This window comes from Roseococcus sp. SDR, from assembly GCF_019083995.1.
In the GTDB taxonomy this organism is placed as follows: Bacteria; Pseudomonadota; Alphaproteobacteria; order Acetobacterales; family Acetobacteraceae; genus Roseococcus.
This window is the reverse complement of the sequence record NZ_JAHRCU010000004.1, coordinates 123979-139078: the sequence shown is the minus strand read 5'-3', so window position 1 is coordinate 139078 and position 15100 is coordinate 123979. Positions and strand designations below refer to the sequence as shown.

General features: G+C 71.5%; 13 protein-coding genes. 5 read left to right on the top strand and 8 right to left on the bottom strand.

Annotated features, from left to right (window positions below; translation table 11 throughout):
• The 8 genes from KTR66_RS06495 to hemP all read right to left on the bottom strand — a co-directional run bounded on the left by KTR66_RS06495 (position 1) and on the right by hemP (position 9361).
• The gene (locus tag KTR66_RS06495) at positions 1–2313 is read right to left on the bottom strand and encodes a xanthine dehydrogenase family protein molybdopterin-binding subunit (RefSeq protein ID WP_213611615.1); all 2313 of its coding nucleotides are present in this window, start codon (positions 2311–2313) and stop codon (positions 1–3) included.
• A gap of 72 nt (positions 2314–2385) precedes the next feature.
• Positions 2386–3147 (bottom strand): heme ABC transporter ATP-binding protein, encoded by a 762-nt coding sequence (locus KTR66_RS06490; RefSeq protein ID WP_213611613.1) that lies wholly within the window; start codon positions 3145–3147, stop codon positions 2386–2388.
• Complete coding sequence (locus KTR66_RS06485) at positions 3144–4145, bottom strand: FecCD family ABC transporter permease (protein WP_371819044.1); 1002 nt, start codon at positions 4143–4145, stop codon at positions 3144–3146. Before KTR66_RS06485 ends, KTR66_RS06490 begins: the two co-directional genes overlap by 4 nt.
• Complete coding sequence (locus KTR66_RS06480) at positions 4142–5002, bottom strand: ABC transporter substrate-binding protein (protein ID WP_213611611.1); 861 nt, start codon at positions 5000–5002, stop codon at positions 4142–4144. Before KTR66_RS06480 ends, KTR66_RS06485 begins: the two co-directional genes overlap by 4 nt.
• Positions 4999–6015 carry a hemin-degrading factor gene (locus tag KTR66_RS06475; RefSeq protein ID WP_213611609.1) on the bottom strand — a complete coding sequence of 339 codons (1017 nt, stop codon included), beginning with the start codon at positions 6013–6015 and terminating at the stop codon, positions 4999–5001. Before KTR66_RS06475 ends, KTR66_RS06480 begins: the two co-directional genes overlap by 4 nt.
• Positions 6016–6038: 23 nt before the next feature.
• On the bottom strand, positions 6039–7022 hold the full coding sequence (locus KTR66_RS25170) for an energy transducer TonB (RefSeq protein ID WP_213611607.1): 984 nt from the start codon (positions 7020–7022) through the stop codon (positions 6039–6041).
• Complete coding sequence (locus KTR66_RS06465; RefSeq protein WP_213611605.1) at positions 7023–9062, bottom strand: TonB-dependent hemoglobin/transferrin/lactoferrin family receptor; 2040 nt, start codon at positions 9060–9062, stop codon at positions 7023–7025.
• Positions 9063–9178: 116 nt separating this feature from the next.
• The gene (gene hemP, locus KTR66_RS06460; RefSeq protein WP_213611603.1) at positions 9179–9361 is read right to left on the bottom strand and encodes a hemin uptake protein HemP; all 183 of its coding nucleotides are present in this window, start codon (positions 9359–9361) and stop codon (positions 9179–9181) included.
• 110 nt (positions 9362–9471) lie between these two features.
• Between hemP and KTR66_RS06455 the strand changes: the two genes are divergently transcribed.
• The 5 genes from KTR66_RS06455 to KTR66_RS06435 all read left to right on the top strand — a co-directional run bounded on the left by KTR66_RS06455 (position 9472) and on the right by KTR66_RS06435 (position 15095).
• Positions 9472–10608, top strand: coding sequence for an acyl-CoA dehydrogenase family protein (locus tag KTR66_RS06455; protein WP_213611601.1), 1137 nt, complete (start codon positions 9472–9474; stop codon positions 10606–10608).
• Between the two features lie 14 nt (positions 10609–10622).
• Positions 10623–11618, top strand: a complete 996-nt coding sequence (locus tag KTR66_RS06450) for an acyl-CoA dehydrogenase (protein WP_213611599.1) — start codon at positions 10623–10625, stop codon at positions 11616–11618.
• Positions 11618–12421: a crotonase/enoyl-CoA hydratase family protein gene (locus KTR66_RS06445; RefSeq protein WP_213611597.1), complete on the top strand. Its 804-nt coding sequence runs from the start codon at positions 11618–11620 to the stop codon at positions 12419–12421. The genes KTR66_RS06450 and KTR66_RS06445 overlap by 1 nt, the downstream gene beginning before the upstream one ends.
• Complete coding sequence (locus KTR66_RS06440; RefSeq protein ID WP_213611595.1) at positions 12418–13350, top strand: SMP-30/gluconolactonase/LRE family protein; 933 nt, start codon at positions 12418–12420, stop codon at positions 13348–13350. Before KTR66_RS06445 ends, KTR66_RS06440 begins: the two co-directional genes overlap by 4 nt.
• A gap of 65 nt (positions 13351–13415) precedes the next feature.
• Entirely contained in the window at positions 13416–15095 is a 1680-nt protein-coding gene (locus tag KTR66_RS06435; protein ID WP_213611593.1) for a thiamine pyrophosphate-binding protein, read from the top strand.
• Positions 15096–15100: the final 5 nt, after the last annotated feature.

Below are 15100 nucleotides of genomic sequence, written 5' to 3'. Positions count from 1 at the left end.
TTACTCCGCCGCCTGCCGCATGGAGAGCGCCCGCCACACCTTCTCGGGCGTCACCGGCATGTCGATATGGGCGATGCCCAGCGCATCGCAGACAGCACTCACCACCGCCGGCGGCGCCCCGCAGGAGCCCCCTTCGCCCGCGCCCTTCACGCCCAGGTCGTTGGAGGGGCAGGGGACTACGTTCAGCCCGACTTCCAGGTGCGGAAGGTCGGCCGCGCGCGGCATGCAGTAATCCTGGAAGGTCGCCGTCAGGAACTGGCCGCTTTCGTCATCGTAGCGCGCATGTTCATACAGCGCCTGGCCGATGCCCGAGACGATGCCGCCATGGCACTGGCCATGCACCAGCATCGGGTTGAGCGGCACGCCCACATCATCCACCGCGGCATAGCGGACCACGCTCACCATGCCGGTGTCGGGGTCGATCTCCACCTCGGCCACGTGGCAGCCATTGGGGAAGTTGCACTCGGTGTTGCGCTTGTAGAGCAGTTCCTCATCGAGGCCCGGCGTCTCGTCCGGAATGCCCTCGCTGGCTGCGAGCTGCGCCCAGGTGGTGGTGCGGTCCGTGCCCGCGATGCGGAAGATCTCACCCTCATGCTCGATATCGGCCTCGGCCGCTTCCAGCAGATGGGCGGCGAGCCGCCGTGCCTTGGCCAGCACCATCTCGGAGGCGCGCGAGACCGCAACGCCGCCCATCTGCGAGGACCGGCTGCCGCCCGTGCCGCCACCGGCCGGGGTCAGGTCGCTGTCGCCCTGGACCAGCTTCACCTTCTCGAAGGGGATGCCGAGGCGCGCATGCAGCACCTGGGCGAAGGCCGTCTCATGCCCCTGGCCATGGCTGAAGGTGCCGACATGCACCAGCGCCTCGCCTGCCGTGTTGATCTTCACGCGCGCCCATTCCTGCGGCTGCCCACCCGAGGCTTCGATGAAATAGCCGATGCCGCGCCCGCGCAGCTTGCCGGCACGCTGGCTCTCGGCGCGGCGGGCGTCGAAGCCCTGCCAGTCCATCAGCGCCAGCGCCTGGGCCTGGGTCTCCTCGAAGCGACCGCTGTCGATCTCATTGCCGGCGCAGTTGGTGTAGGGGATCTGATCGGGCTTCACATAGTTGCGGTTGCGGATCTCGGCCGGCGTGACGCCGAAGGCCTTCGCACCCTGATCCAGCAGGCGCTCGATCACATAGGCCGTCTCGGGCCGGCCGGCGCCGCGATAGGCGTCGGTCGGCGCGGTGTTGGTGAAGGCGCAGCGGACATTGATGCTGACATCCTGCATGTCATAGACCGTGCCCTGGATGCGCCCGCCGGCGACCGTCGGGATGCGCGGGCCGAAGTCGAACAGGTAGGCGCCCATGGCGGCCACCGTCTCGACCTTCATCCCCATGATCTTGCCGCCGGCGTCGAAGGCCATCTCGGCATGGGTCACGTGGTCGCGGCCGTGGGGGTCGCAGAGGAAGGTCTCGGTGCGGTCGGCGCGCCACTTCACGGGGCGGCCCGTGCGCTTGGCGGCCCAGAGCACCATCGCGCTCTCGGGGAAGAGTTTTCCCCGAAGACCGAAGCCGCCGCCGACATCGGGGCTGATGACGCGCACCTGCTCCTTCGGCAGCTTGAAGATGAACTTGGCCAGGCTCTCGCGCACGCGCACGACGCCCTGCGTCGGGCTGTGCAGGGTGAAGTGGTCCTGCGCCGCGTCGTATTCACCGAGAGCCACGCGCGGCTCCATCGGATTGCCGACGAGGCGGTTGTTCACCAGGTCCACGCTGACCACCTTGGCGGCCTTGGCGAAGGCGGCCTCGGCCTGGGCCTCGCGCCCATTGGACCAATGCACGCAAAGGTTCGAGCCGCGCTCGGGCCAGATCACGGGCGCACCCTCGTCCAGCGCCGTCGCGGTGTCGGTGATGCTGGGCAGGATGTCGTAATCCACCTCGATCATCTCGGCCGCGTCCTGCGCCTCGGTGCGCGTCTCGGCGACGACGATGGCGACCGGGTCGCCCACAAATCGGACCGCGTCCGTCTGCAGGATGTGGCGCTCGGGGCACCAGAGCGGCTTGCCGTCCTTGCCCGGCACCTCGACCATGACGGGGAAGAGGCCCAGCCCATCGGCCTTGGCGTCATGCCCGGTCAGCACGGTGACGACGCCGGGGGCGGCCTTGGCGGCGTCCGTGTTGATCGAGAGGATCTTCGCATGCGCATGCGGGCTGCGCAGCACCACCATCCAGGCCTGGTTGTCGCGGTTGATGTCGTCCGTGTAGAGGCCCATGCCGGTCAGCAGCCGCACATCTTCCTTGCGCCGCACCGATTGGCCAATTCCGAACTTGTCCATCCGCTCATCTCCCCTGGGTTGGAGGGGAAACTAGTGTCGGTTGGGCGGATGGGGAACCACCCGCACCGCGATTCATGCCTGGACGAAGATCGTGGCCCCGCCCGCCGGGTCCGGCACGCGCCGCATCCTCACGCCGTAGGTGGCGCTGAGCAGGGGCGCCTCCAGCATCTCCGCCACCGTCCCGCTCGCCAGCGGCACGCCCTCGCGCAGCAGCAGAACATGCGTTGCATGCCGGGCGGCAAGGTGCAGGTCATGCAGCACCATCACCACCGCCGCCCCCTCGGCGGCGCGCGCCCGCGCAACCTCGAGGATGCGGTGCTGGTGCATGAGGTCGAGGCTCGCCGTCGGCTCATCCAGCATCAGCAGGCTGTCGCCCGGTGGCGTGCCATGCAGCTGCGCGAGCACACGGCCGAGCTGTACGCGCTGCGCCTCGCCGCCGGAAAGCGTGCCATACCAGCGCTGGGCCAGATGCGCCGCACCGGCCGAGGACAATGCGGCGTCCACCCCGGCCTCGCCGCCGCCCCAGGGGATGCGGCCCAGCGCCGCCACCTCTCGCGCGCGGAGCGGGAAGGCCAGCGCGCTGGCCTGGGGCATCACGGCACGGTGGCGCGCCATCTCCCGCGCTCCCCACCGCGCGAGCGGCCGGCCCAGCAGCGTGACCTCGCCCGCATCGGGGCTGAGCTCGCCCGAGAGGCAGCGCAGCAGGGTGGACTTGCCCGCGCCATTCGCCCCCAGCACGGCCAGCACCTCGCCCGGCGCCACGCGCAGGGCGGGCAGATCGAGCAGCACGCGCCCGGCGCGGGTCACGCGCAGGCCCTGCGCTTGGAGGATCATCGCGGCCCCCGCTCGCCGCGCAGCAGCAGGAAGAGGAAGACCGGCGCGCCCAGCAGGGCGGTGACCAGGCCGATCGGCAATTCAGCCGGTGCGACAGCCGTACGCGCCACCCCATCGGCCGCGGCCAGCAGCAGCGCCCCCATCAGCGCCGAGGCGGGCAGCACCCAGCGATGCCCGGCACCGCCCGCGAGGCGGACCAGATGCGGCGCCACCATACCGACGAAGCCGATCAGGCCCGTCGCCGCCACCGCGCCGCCCACCGCCAGCGCCACCAGCCCCACCGCGCCCCATTTCAGCCACTCCACGCGAATCCCGAGACTCGCCGCCTCGCGCTCGCCCAGGATCAGCGCGTCGAGGCCGCGCGCCAGGAAGGGGGCGGCCAGCAGCAGGGGCAGGCCGGCCAGCAGCGTCGCCCCCAGCACCGGCCAGGTGGCGCCCGCGGCCGAGCCCATGGTCCAGAAGGTCACGTCGCGCAGTTGCATGTCGTCCGCCGCGTAGATCAGCGCCGAGGTGCCCGCACCCGCGAAGGCATTGAGCACGATGCCCGCCAGGAGCAGGCCAGCGACCCCCACCTGCCGTTCGCGCAGCGCCAGCAGCAGCACCAGCGCCGTCACCAGAAGCGCGCCGGCGAAGGCGGCCAGCGCCACCGCATGCGGCCGCAGCGGCGGCGGCACATGGGGCAGCAGCAGCACGATCATCGCAACCGCCCCGAAAGCCCCGCCTGCCGAGACGCCGAGCAGCCCGGGATCGGCCAGCGGATTGCGGAACAGCCCCTGCATCACCGCGCCCGAGAGCCCCAGCGCCGCGCCGGCCAGGGCCGCCAGCAGCGTCCGCGGCAGGCGCAGCCCCCAGATGATGGCGCCATCCGCCCCGATGCCCGAGCCGAAGACGGCGCCCACCACACGCCAGGGCGGGATGGGCACCGCCCCCACGCCCAGCAGCAGCGCCAGGGTGACGAGCGTCAGCCCCCCCAGCAGCGGCAGGCGCAGCGCGATCACAGCCAGGGGCGCTCCGGCAGCGGGGGCAGCGTCACGCCGCGGAGCGCGCCCGCCATGTCACGCGCCGCATGGGCGCTGCGCGGGCCGAAGCCCAGCAGATAGAGGCTGTCCTGCGTGTAGAGGCGCCCCGCACGCGCGGCCGGCAGCAGGGCCAGCTGCGGCTGCGCCAGGAAGGCGGGCGCGCCGCCCCGCGCCTCCACGCTGTGCTGCGGTGCCACCAGCCAATCGGCGCCGAGCGTCAGCGCCGCCTCGGGCGAGAGCGGGCGATACCCCTCATAGCCTTCCACCACGTTGCGGATGCGGGCGAGGTTGAACATGGCCGCCGCCGCCGTCCCGCGCCCCGAGGCCTGGGGCGCGCCGTTGCCGGCCGAGAGCAGGAAGAGCGCGCGCGGCGGCGCGCCCTGTGGCAGCATCGCCGCCAGTGCGGCGAAATCCGCCGCCAACGCCGTCGCGACGGGGACCGGGTCCACACCCAGCGCCGCCCCCAGCGCAGTGACGGCCGCGATCAGACCCTCGGCATCGGCGATGCGCGGCACCCCCAGCAGGGGCAGGCCCGCCGCGCGCAACTGCGCCAGCACCTGGGGCGGCCCCGCTTCATGCGCATGCACCAGCATGTCCGGCCTGAGCGAGAGGATACCCTCGGCCGAGAGTGCCCGCTGGTAGCCGAGCTGCGGCAGGGTGCGCAGCCGCGCCGGATGCAGCGCGGTGGAATCGACGCCGCACAGGCACGCTTCCAGCCCGAGTGCGCAGAGCATCTCCGCGACCCCGCCGCCAGCCACCGCGATGCGCGGCGGCGCGGCAAGCGCGAACGCGGGTGCCGCCAGCAGGCTTGCCGTGAGAAGGCGACGGCTGATCACGCCGCCGCCTCCCGCGCATGCGCCTCGGCCACGTCGCAGGCCAGGCGCCGCCAATCCTCGCGCTCGGCCTGGCCGGGCTTGCGGGCGCCGAAGAGCATCGCGATGGTCTCGCCCGCGGCATCCAGCAGCTCGATGCTGGTGACGGCGCCATCCTCGGTCGGCTTCACCACGCGCCACGCCTCGGCGACGCCCGCCTCGCGCAGATGCAGGTTGAACATGGGGTCGAGCACATTGAACCAGCCGGTCGTGGCCAGCAGGCGCTTGACCGGGCCGGTGTGGATCTGGATGGCGTTGCGGTTGCCGACGAAGACCATGATCGGCACCTCGCGCGCGGCCGCGAGCTCGAGCGTGGTGCGTGCCGCCTCGGGGGCCAGCCGCAGCGCCAGATCCTCGCCCGCCAGGCGGAAGGCCTGGCGCCGGGTCGCCTTGTGGCGGTTCAGCAGGCCGAAGAAGTCATGCGTGTCGCGCAGCGCAAGCCACTCGCTCCGCAGCGCGTGCGCGTCCACCAGGGCCTCGGCCTTGGCCTCGGCGGCAGGGACGGCCAGGGGCGGGGGCGCGGCGGCGGCCAGGCTCATGAATCGCTGCACCAGCCGGTCCCACGCCGTGCGATCGGTGTGTTCGGTCGCGAAGATCTTGTGGACCGCCTCGCCATCCACGTCGAAAATCTGGAGGGAGGGACGCTCGCCGGCGAGCGCGAAGGCATAGGCCCAGCGCCGCGTGAAAAGGCGCAGGTCGATGTCCGGCCCCGTCACCAGGATATGGCCCGGCCCGGCCGAGACATCCTCGAAGCGGCCGTGCCGCTCATGCACCGCGTGCTCGTTGCGGGTGAGCGCCATGATGCCGCCCAGTTCCGGCAAGGCGCTGAAGAGGGCGGGCCAGTCGGGGCGCAGCGTCGTGCCGCCTTGCAGTGCGACGAGTGCGGCCTCGGTGGTGCCGAGGCGCTGCGCGGCGTCACGGATCCGCAGGCGCGGCTCCTGGCGCATCAGTTCGTCATGGCGGGCGCTGAGATTCATGGTCTTGCTCCTGTTGGGATGGGTCAGTCGTCGAGGCGGAAGCGCACCGGCACCTCCACCCAGGCTTCGATGGGGCGGCCGCCCTCGGTGGCGGCGGCGAAGGCCCAGCCGCGGACGGCGGCAAGAGCGGCGTTGTCCAGCTCGCCAAAGCCGGAGGAGCGGTGCAGCCGCACTTCCCGCGTCTGGCCATCCGGGCCGACCAGGGCGCGGATGAGCGCGGTGCCGGCCATGCGCAGCGAGATGGCGCGCGGCGGATAGGCGGGCGGCGTCGGCGGATGGCGGTAGCGCGCCTGCGTGATGAGGGGCGGCGGCCCCGGGTGGGGGGCCGCGGCCGCAACCGGGATGGCCGTTGCCTGGCCGGCGAGCGTGGCGGCCTCGAGCGGGGCGCCGCGGCCTGCGCTCTGTGTCGGTGGCGCCCTCCGCGGCCGTGGCGCGGCGGGAGGCTGTGGGCGCGGCAGTGGGGCCTCGGCGCGGCGCGGCGGCTCCGGGCTGGGCGGGGGAGGGGGCGCGGCCAGGTTCCGTGGCTCCGCGACCGGTGCGGGCTCGGCCAGGGCCTCGGGCTCGGGGAAGGGTTCGGGTGCGGCCTCCGCCAAGGCGAGCGGCGCCGGGGGCGCCTCGGCCACGGGCGCTGGTTCCGGGATCGGGGCGGGCGCTGCCTCGGCCAGGGATGGCGGCTCCGGGAGGGGCGCGGCCTCGGCCACGGGCTGCGCCGGCGCAATCGGCCCGGCAGGCGTCTCGGTCACGCGCTCCGGCTCCGGGTCCGCTGCGGCGGGCGCGGGCGCCAGCGATGGCGCCTCCAGTTCAGGCAGCCCGGGCGGCTCCTCCGCCTCACCCGGCGCGGCCGGTGCGAGCATGGCGAAGACCACCGGCACCTCGCGCAGCACCTCGCGCCCGGGCGGCCCGCCCGGCATCGCGCCCAGCGCCAGCCAGAGGCCCGCGCCCAGATGCAGCGCGAGCGAGGCGCCGGCCGCACCCCCTGGCAAGCGTTCAGGCCGGGCCGCGCGCATTCAGAAGCTGGCCCGGAGCGCCACGAGGAAGTTGCGCCCGATCTCGGCATAGGCCGGCGTCGGCACGCCATTCCAGTTGGAGCGCCGATAGGTCGCGTCCGTCACATTGTTGACGGCGACGTCGAGGCGCAGGTTGGGGGCGAAGGTCGGCTGCCAGGTGGCATAGAGGTCCCACACGGCCGAGGCCGCGGTGACGCGGTAGTTCACCGTATTGGGCAGCCGGTCCTGCGCCGCGTTCAGCGCGAGGCGCGAGCCGAGCGTCAGGCCCTGCTCGAGGAAGCGGTAGCCGCCATTGAGCGTCAGCCGCTGGGCCGGGATGGAGGCCAGGGGCAGGTTGGTCTCGAGGTTCGTGCCACGCAGCGCCGAGCCGGCGAGGCGGGCGAACCAGAAGGGCGTGTCGTACTGCAGCTCCGCCTCGATGCCCTCGATCCGCGCCTCGCCGATATTGGCGCTGGTCGTGGTGGTGCGGCCCACCGTCTGCTCGATGAAGTTCTGGATGTTGTTGCGGAAGATTGCGATGCGGCCGCGGACGCGGTCATTCTCGTTCAGCACGTCGCGGAAGCGCAGATCCACGCCCGCTTCGATGTTCTTCGCCGTCTCGGGCTGCAGGTTCGGGTTGGGCACGAAGAAATTGCCCGGGAAATGCTGCCCGCCGACATAGAGCTCGGTCAGTGAGGGCGCGCGGAAGGCCTCCGAATAGGAGACATAGGGCTGCGCCCAGGGCGTCGCCTGCCAGGCGAGGCTCACGCGCGGCGAGGCGCGGCTGTTGTCCTGCGAATTGGCGCCCGAGCCGCGCTCCTGCTGGAAACGGTCGAAGCGCACGCCGGGCAGCAGCGTCCAATTGCCCCAGCGGATCTCATCCTGGACGTAGAGGCCCAGCACATCCTGGTTGGCGCTCGGGAATTGCAGGCGGGGCAGGCCGTTCTGATAGCCGCGCTGCTCATCCTGATAGGCTTCGAGACCGACCACGAAGGTGTGGCGCTCCGGCCCGAAGAGGGTGAAGCGCGAGGTGTTCTGCGCCTCGATGCCCTTGGTGTTGAGCCGCGTACGGTCCCGCGCGTTGGGGGCGGCGATCCGCGCTTCGTTCAGCTCGACATAGTTGTTGTAGAGCGTGAGGCTCGGCTCGAAGAGCGGCATCGCCGGGTTGGCGTAGTTGTACCGCAGCGAGACGCTCTCCTGCAGCGTGGTGCGCTCGGCGATGCCGGTGGTCGTGGCGGTATTGGCCGCGATCGGGATCTGGTTCGCGTTCTCGTAGCGGCTGGCCTGGAGCTGGAAGCGGTGGAAGCCCGGGCTCCAGTTCAGCTTGCCCAGCAGGTTCAGCACATTGTCGCCGCTGAACTGGATGATGCGGTCCGCACCGTCCCGGTACTGGCCGTTGCGGAAGCCCGAGGAGGCGACGAGGGCGGAGAAGTCCCCCGCGCGCGCGGCCATGACGCCAAGCCCGCGCGCCGAGGCGCCCTGCGTCTGATACCCGCCCGAGAAGAAGCCGCCCACCGGCGCGCTTCCCAGGATCACATCCTCCGGGTCGATCGTGCGGAAGGAGATGACGCCGCCCAGCGCGCCCGAGCCGTAGAGCGAGGAGGAGGGGCCGCGCAGCACATCCACCTGGCGCAGCAGTTCCGGGTCGATGAAGGTGCGGCCGCGATGGCCCGCGTTGAAGTTGTTCCGCACACCGTCGATGCGGAGCACGATGCGCTCATCGCCCAGGCCGCGGATGGTGGGCTGCAGCGCGCTGGTGCGCGGCGCGCCGGAGATCTCCACACCCGGCACGTCGCCCAGCAGGTCCACCGGCGAGCGCGGCTGGCGCTGCAGGATCTCCTCGCGCGTGATCACCGAGATGGAGACCGCGGAATCGCCCGCCACCTGGGGCGTGCGCGTCGCGGTGGAGGTGACGGTGTCGAGTGGCGTGGCGGCGGGCGCGGTGGCGGGGTTGGCGGCCGGAGCCGCAGCCGGCGTTGTGGCGGGTGCTGCGGCCTCCTGCGCGAAGGCGGGCAGGACGAGCGCGGTGGTGAGCATCAGGGCGGCGGGAAAGCGGGACACGGCAAGGCCTTGCGGATGGGTGCCATCGCGCGCCCCTTCGGCTGTGGGCGGCGGATGGCGCGCTGGCTTGCGGGACTCGGGTCCGGGGCTGGCTGACGCGGGAAGACGGAAAGGAACTACTTGGTGAGGATGAGTTTTCCGCCGCGCGTGAGGCGCAGGCGATAGACCTCCTCCTTGTGGTGGATCTCGACCTCGGGGCCGTCGCGGAACAGCACCTCGGCATCCAGGCTGCGGCGGCGCGGCCCGCGATCGGGCGGCCGCGGCGGGCGGAAGGGCAGGGGGTCTTCGGCTTCGGTCATGAGAAGGTTGCTAGTCTATTTGCGAATGACTCGCAAGTGCAGATGGCGGGCGGGGGGTGGTGTTCCTGCTTCCCCCACCCCCTGCTAGCCTCCGCGTCGGAGGAAAAATCATGCGTTTCGACCTGCCCGATGCCCCGCCGCGCGCGGCCGAATTGCGCCGTGAATTGCGCGACTTCCTGGCGGAGGCCGGGCGGGATTGGACCCCCGAGACGCGGGCGCGGAGCTGGATGGGCTTCGACCGCGACTTCTCCCGCGCCGTGGGCCGCCGTGGCTGGATCGGCATGACCTGGCCCGCCGCCTATGGCGGGCATGAGCGCTCGGGCCTCGAGCGAATCGTCGTCCTGGAGGAAATGCTGGCGGCCGGCGCGCCGGTGGGCGCCCATTGGATCGGCGACCGGCAATCGGGCCCGCTCATCCTGCGCCTTGGCACCGAAGAGCAACGGCGGCGAATCCTGCCTGGCATCGCGGCCGGCGAACTCGCCTTCTGCATCGGTCTCTCGGAGCCCGAGGCGGGGAGCGACCTCGCCAATCTCCGGACCAAGGCGGAACGCGTGCCCGGCGGGTGGAAGCTGAACGGGCGGAAGATCTGGACCACCTTCGCCCACAAGAGCGACTACATGATCGCCCTGGTCCGCACCTCGCCCGTGCCGGAGGGGGGCGCGCGCCATGCGGGGCTCTCGCAATTCCTGGTGGATCTGCGTCTCTCCGGCATCTCCATCCGCCCGATCCGCGACCTGGCCGGTGAGGAGAGCTTCAACGAAGTCACCTTCGACGATGTGGTGCTGCGCGAGGATGACCTGTTGGGCCAGGAGGGTGCGGGCTGGGCGCAGGCGACCAGCGAACTCGCCTTCGAGCGCAGCGGCCCGGACCGCTACCTCTCCTCCTATCCCGCACTGGCCGCAGGCATCGATGCGCTGAACGCGGCCCCCACGCCCGGCGCCGAGGTCACCATCGGCCGCATGGTGGCGCGCCTCAACACGCTGCGCGGCATGTCGCTCTCGGTGGGTGGCATGCTGGAGCGGGGCGAATCCCCCGCCGTCGAGGCCGCGCTGGTCAAGGACGCCGGCAATGTCTTCGAGCAGGCGCTGCCCGAGCAGATCCGCAACCTGATCGACCCCGCCGACAGCCCGCAGGAACTCACGCGCATGCTCGCGGGCCTGGCGCAGCTTGCCCCTACCTTCAGCCTGCGTGGCGGCACGCGGGAAATCCTGCGCGGCATCATCGCGCGCGATCTTGGCCTGCGTTAGGGGGGGCTGCGCTGATGAGCGAGTTGCGTTCGATCCTGGTCGAGCAGGTGGACCGCCTGATGGCCGATGGCGGCGGCGTGGCCCTGCTGCGCACCGTCGAGGCGGGCGAGTGGCCCGCTGGCCTCTGGGCCGGGCTGGAGGAGCAGGGGCTGAACCTGGCCCTCGTGCCGGAGGAGGCGGGCGGCGTCGGCCTCTCCTGGGGCGATGCGGCGGCGCTCTGGCAGGTGCTGGGCCGGCATGGCGCGCCGGCCCCCATCGCCGAGACCATGCTGGGGGCCGCGCTGCTCTCGGCGGCCGGGATCGAGGTGCCGGAAGGCCCGATCGGCCTCGCGCAGGGCCCGGTGCCCTTCGGCCGGCATGCGGCGCGCCTGGTGGTGCCGAAGGGGGCCGCCGTCACGCTGCACGCAACGGGGCAGGTGACGCCGGGCGAGAATATCGGCCGCGAGCCGCGCGATGCCGTCACGCCCGGCGACCGCATCGCGCGTGGCGAATTGCCCAATGCGCTGGGGCCGCGTGCTGCGCTGCTGGGCCTCGCGCTGATCCGGGCGGCACTGATCGCCGGCGCGCTCGAGCGTATCCTGGCGCTGGCGGTGGATTGGGCCAACACGCGCAAGCAGTTCGGCCGGGCCATCGGGAAGTTCCAGGCGGTGCAGCAGCAGCTCGCCGCCATGGCGGGCGAGGTGGCGGCGGTGCAGGTCGCCGTGCAGGCCGCGGCCCGCGCCGTGGATGCGCGCGGCCTGGCCGAAGCGGGTTTCGAGATCGGCTGCGCCAAGGTCGTGGCGGGCGAGGCCGCGACCATGGGTGCCGCCACCGTCCATCAGGTCTTTGCCGCCATCGGCATCACCGAGGATCACGAGCTGCATCACTTTACACGCCGCCTCTGGGCCTGGCGGGAGGAGGGCGGCACGGAGCGTTTCTGGGCCACCGAAATCGGCCGCGACGCCATGGCGCGCGGCGGGGCCAATCTCTGGCCGGATATCACCGCGCGGGATGCGCAAGGAGCTGACTGATGGCTGATTTTCTGAAGATCGAGCAGGACGGCCCGGTCGTCACCCTCACCCTCAACGCGCCCGAGCGGCGCAACGCCATCTCGGGCTTCGAGGATTGCGACGAGGTCGAGGCCGCCTGCAAGCGCATCGCTCGTGACGACAGCGTGCGCTGCGTCATCGTCACCGGCGCCGACCCGGCCTTCTGCGCCGGCGGCGACCTCAAGGGCATGCGCGACCGCAAGGGGATCATGGCGGCCGACAGCCCGGCCGTGATGCGCGAGAACTACCGCCGCGGCATCCAGCGCATTCCGCTCGCTCTCTGGGAGCTGGACGTGCCGACCATCGCGGCCGTCAACGGCGCCGCCATCGGCGCCGGCCTCGACCTCGCCTGCATGTGCGACATGCGGATTTCCTCCGACAAGGCGATCTTCGCCGAGAGCTTCGTGCGCGTGGGCATCGTGCCCGGCGATGGCGGCGCGTGGCTGTTGCCGCGCGCCGTCGGCCTCGCCATGGCGGCCGAGATGTCCTTCACGGGCGATCCCTTGAACGCCGAGCAGGCCCTGGCCGCGCGGCTCGTTTCCCGCGTCGTCCCGCATGCCGAGCTGATGGGCGCGGCGCGGGAGCTCGCCGCCCGTGTCGCGAAGAACCCGCCCCAGGTGCTGCGCATGACCAAGCGCCTGCTGCGCGAGGGGCAGCATATGTCGCTGCACTCGCTGCTCGAATTGTCGGCCGCCTTCCAGGCCATCGCGCATGAGACGGAGGACCACAAGGAGGCGGTGAACGCCATGCTGGAGAAGCGCCAGGGCGTGTTTCAGGGCCGATGAGCGACATGGTGGAGCGCTACCCCGACCCCGCCGTCCGCGTGCTGGACCCCGCCTTCAACGCGCTGCGCCTGCCGCTGGCCGGGCTCGAATGCCTCTGGACCGGCGGGCGCTGGGGCGAGGGGCCGGTCTGGTTCGGCGATCATCGCTGCCTCATCTGGTCCGACATCCCCAACAACAGGATGCTCCGCTGGTCCGAGAGCACGGGGCTGGTGGATGAGTTCCGCAAGCCGTCCAACAACGCGAATGGCAACACGCGGGACCGCGAAGGCCGCCTCGTCACCTGCGAGCACCTGACCGGCCGCGTGGTCCGCACCGAGCATGATGGGCGGATCACCGTCATCGCCGAACACTATCAGGGCAAGCGTCTGAACAGCCCGAATGATGTGGTGGTGAAATCCGATGGCAGCATCTGGTTCACCGACCCGCCCTTCGGCCTGCTGGGCTTCTACGAAGGCGAGCGGCGCGAGGCCGAATTGCCGCACACGAATCTCTATCGCTTGGATGGCCAGACCGGCGCCATCACCTGCGTGGCGGATGACGTGAATCACCCAAACGGGCTCGCCTTCAGCCCGGATGAGAGCATCCTCTACGTCATCGAAAGCCGCAGCGAGCCGCGCAATATCCTGGCCTATGACGTGGCCGGCGCCGGCTTGCGCAACCGGCGCGTGCTGGTGCGCTGCGAGGCAGGCGAGACGCCCGATGGCTTCCGCGTGGATGTGGCGGGCAACCTTTGGTGCGGCTGGGGCATGGGGGCGCCGGGGCTGGATGGCGTGAAGGTGTTCAATCCGGCCGGCGCGCCCATCGGCTTCATCGACCTGCCGGAGCGCTGCGCCAACCTCGCCTTCGGCGGGCGGCACCGCAACCGTCTCTTCATGGCGGCGAGCAAGTCGCTCTATTCGATCTATGTGAACACCCAGGGCGCGGTCTGAACCGAGGGGCTGGCGCTTGGCGCGCATCGTGACACGATGCGCGCCAAGAACCCTGAGGAAGCGCCATGACCCAAACCCCTTACACCGTGGGCGACCTGGTCGCCGAATTCCTCTCGCGCATCGGCGTGAGCACGGTCTTCGGCATCGTCTCCGTCCACAACATCCCGATGCTGGACGCGATCGGCCGGCGGAATGCCATCCGCTACGTCATGTGCCGCGGCGAGATGGGCGGCGCCCATATGGCGGACGCCTATGCGCGGGTCACAGGCGGCCTTGGCGTGCTCTTCACCAGCACGGGGCCAGGCATGGCCAACAGCATCGGCGGGCTGGTGGAGGCGCGTTTCGCGGGCTCGCCCGTGCTGCACATCACCGGCCAGACGGCGACGAAATTCGTGGATCGCGACATGGGCACGGTGCATGACGTGCCGGGCCAGACGGCGATCCTGGCCGCCTCCGGCAAGGCGGCCTATCGCGTGCGGGCGGCGAGCGAGGCGCTGGGCGTGCTGCTGCGCGCGGCGCAGGAGGCGATGACGCCGCCACGCGGCCCGGTCTCGGTCGAGATCCCGATCGATCTGCAACGCGCCGTCATCCCGCGCCCGGGCGAGCTGGACTCGCTGACGCTGACGCCGCCCCCGCCACTGCCGCCAAGCGAGGCCGCGCTGGATGAGGTGGCGGAGATCCTGGCCCGCGCGAAGCGGCCCATGATCTGGCTGGGCAATGGCGCGCGAGAGGCGGGCGAGGGGGCGCGGGCGCTGCTCGACCTCGGCTTCGCCGCCGTCTCCTCCTGGAACGGGCGCGGCATCATCCCCGAGGACCACCCGATGAGCTTCGGCGCGCTGCACGGCAATGGCGCACCACGCATCCTGGGCTTCTACGAAAGCGTGGACGCCATGCTCGTGCTCGGCTCGCGCCTGCGCGGGCATGAGATGATGGAATTCTCCATGAAGCTGCCGGCCAACCTCATCCAGGTGGATGTGGATGCGGCGGCGAATGGGCGCACCTATCCCAACCGCTACTTCCTGCAGGGCGATGCGGAGCTGGTGGCGCAGGGCCTGGCGCGGCGCCTCAAGGGCCGCATCGCGGTGGAGCCCGGCTATGCCGCCGATGTCGCGCGCACCAAGGCGCTCGCCATCGAGGAATATGAGGCGACGCTCGGCCCCTATGCCGGCTTCGCGAAGCAGCTCCGCGCCGTGATGCCGCGCGACGCACTCTGGGTGCGGGACATCACCATCAGCAACTCCACCTGGGGCAACCGCATCTTCGAGGTCTATGGCCCGCGCGATGCGGTACATCCGGTGGGTGCGGCCATCGGCCCTGGCCTGCCGCTCGGCATCGGCGCGGCAATGGGCGCGGGCGATCGCAAGACGGTCGCGATGGTGGGCGATGGCGGCTTCGCGATGAACCTCACCGAGCTCTGGACCGCCGTGCAGGAGCGCGCGCGGCTTTGCACCATCGTGATGAATGACCGCGGCTATGGCGTGATCCGCCACATCCAGGATGCGGTGGTGGATGGAAGGCGCTTCGGCGACGAATTGCAGGGCCCGGCGCTGGAACCGCTCGCGGCCCTGGCCGGCCTGCCCTATTTCCGCGTCGGCGCAGCCGAGGAATTCGGCGCCGTCGTGGCGCGCGCGCTCGCGGTGGATGGCCCCACGCTGGTCGAGGTGGACATGACCGCGATCGGCGCATTCCCGCCCTATGCGCCCTACAACACCATGGGCAAGCATGCCGAACGCGCGCGGCGCTGACCGCG

Excerpts from the sequence above, each read along its gene's own strand:
- KTR66_RS06495 (WP_213611615.1), bottom strand. The coding sequence starts at position 2,313 with ATGGACAAGTTCGGAATTGGCCAATCGGTGCGGCGCAAGGAAGATGTG.
- KTR66_RS06490 (WP_213611613.1), bottom strand. The coding sequence starts at position 3,147 with ATGATCCTCCAAGCGCAGGGCCTGCGCGTGACCCGCGCCGGGCGCGTG.
- KTR66_RS06475 (WP_213611609.1), bottom strand. The coding sequence starts at position 6,015 with ATGAATCTCAGCGCCCGCCATGACGAACTGATGCGCCAGGAGCCGCGC.
- KTR66_RS25170 (WP_213611607.1), bottom strand. The coding sequence starts at position 7,022 with ATGCGCGCGGCCCGGCCTGAACGCTTGCCAGGGGGTGCGGCCGGCGCC.
- hemP (WP_213611603.1), bottom strand. The coding sequence starts at position 9,361 with ATGACCGAAGCCGAAGACCCCCTGCCCTTCCGCCCGCCGCGGCCGCCC.
- KTR66_RS06455 (WP_213611601.1), top strand. The coding sequence starts at position 9,472 with ATGCGTTTCGACCTGCCCGATGCCCCGCCGCGCGCGGCCGAATTGCGC.
- KTR66_RS06450 (WP_213611599.1), top strand. The coding sequence starts at position 10,623 with ATGAGCGAGTTGCGTTCGATCCTGGTCGAGCAGGTGGACCGCCTGATG.
- KTR66_RS06445 (WP_213611597.1), top strand. The coding sequence starts at position 11,618 with ATGGCTGATTTTCTGAAGATCGAGCAGGACGGCCCGGTCGTCACCCTC.
- KTR66_RS06440 (WP_213611595.1), top strand. The coding sequence starts at position 12,418 with ATGAGCGACATGGTGGAGCGCTACCCCGACCCCGCCGTCCGCGTGCTG.
- KTR66_RS06435 (WP_213611593.1), top strand. The coding sequence starts at position 13,416 with ATGACCCAAACCCCTTACACCGTGGGCGACCTGGTCGCCGAATTCCTC.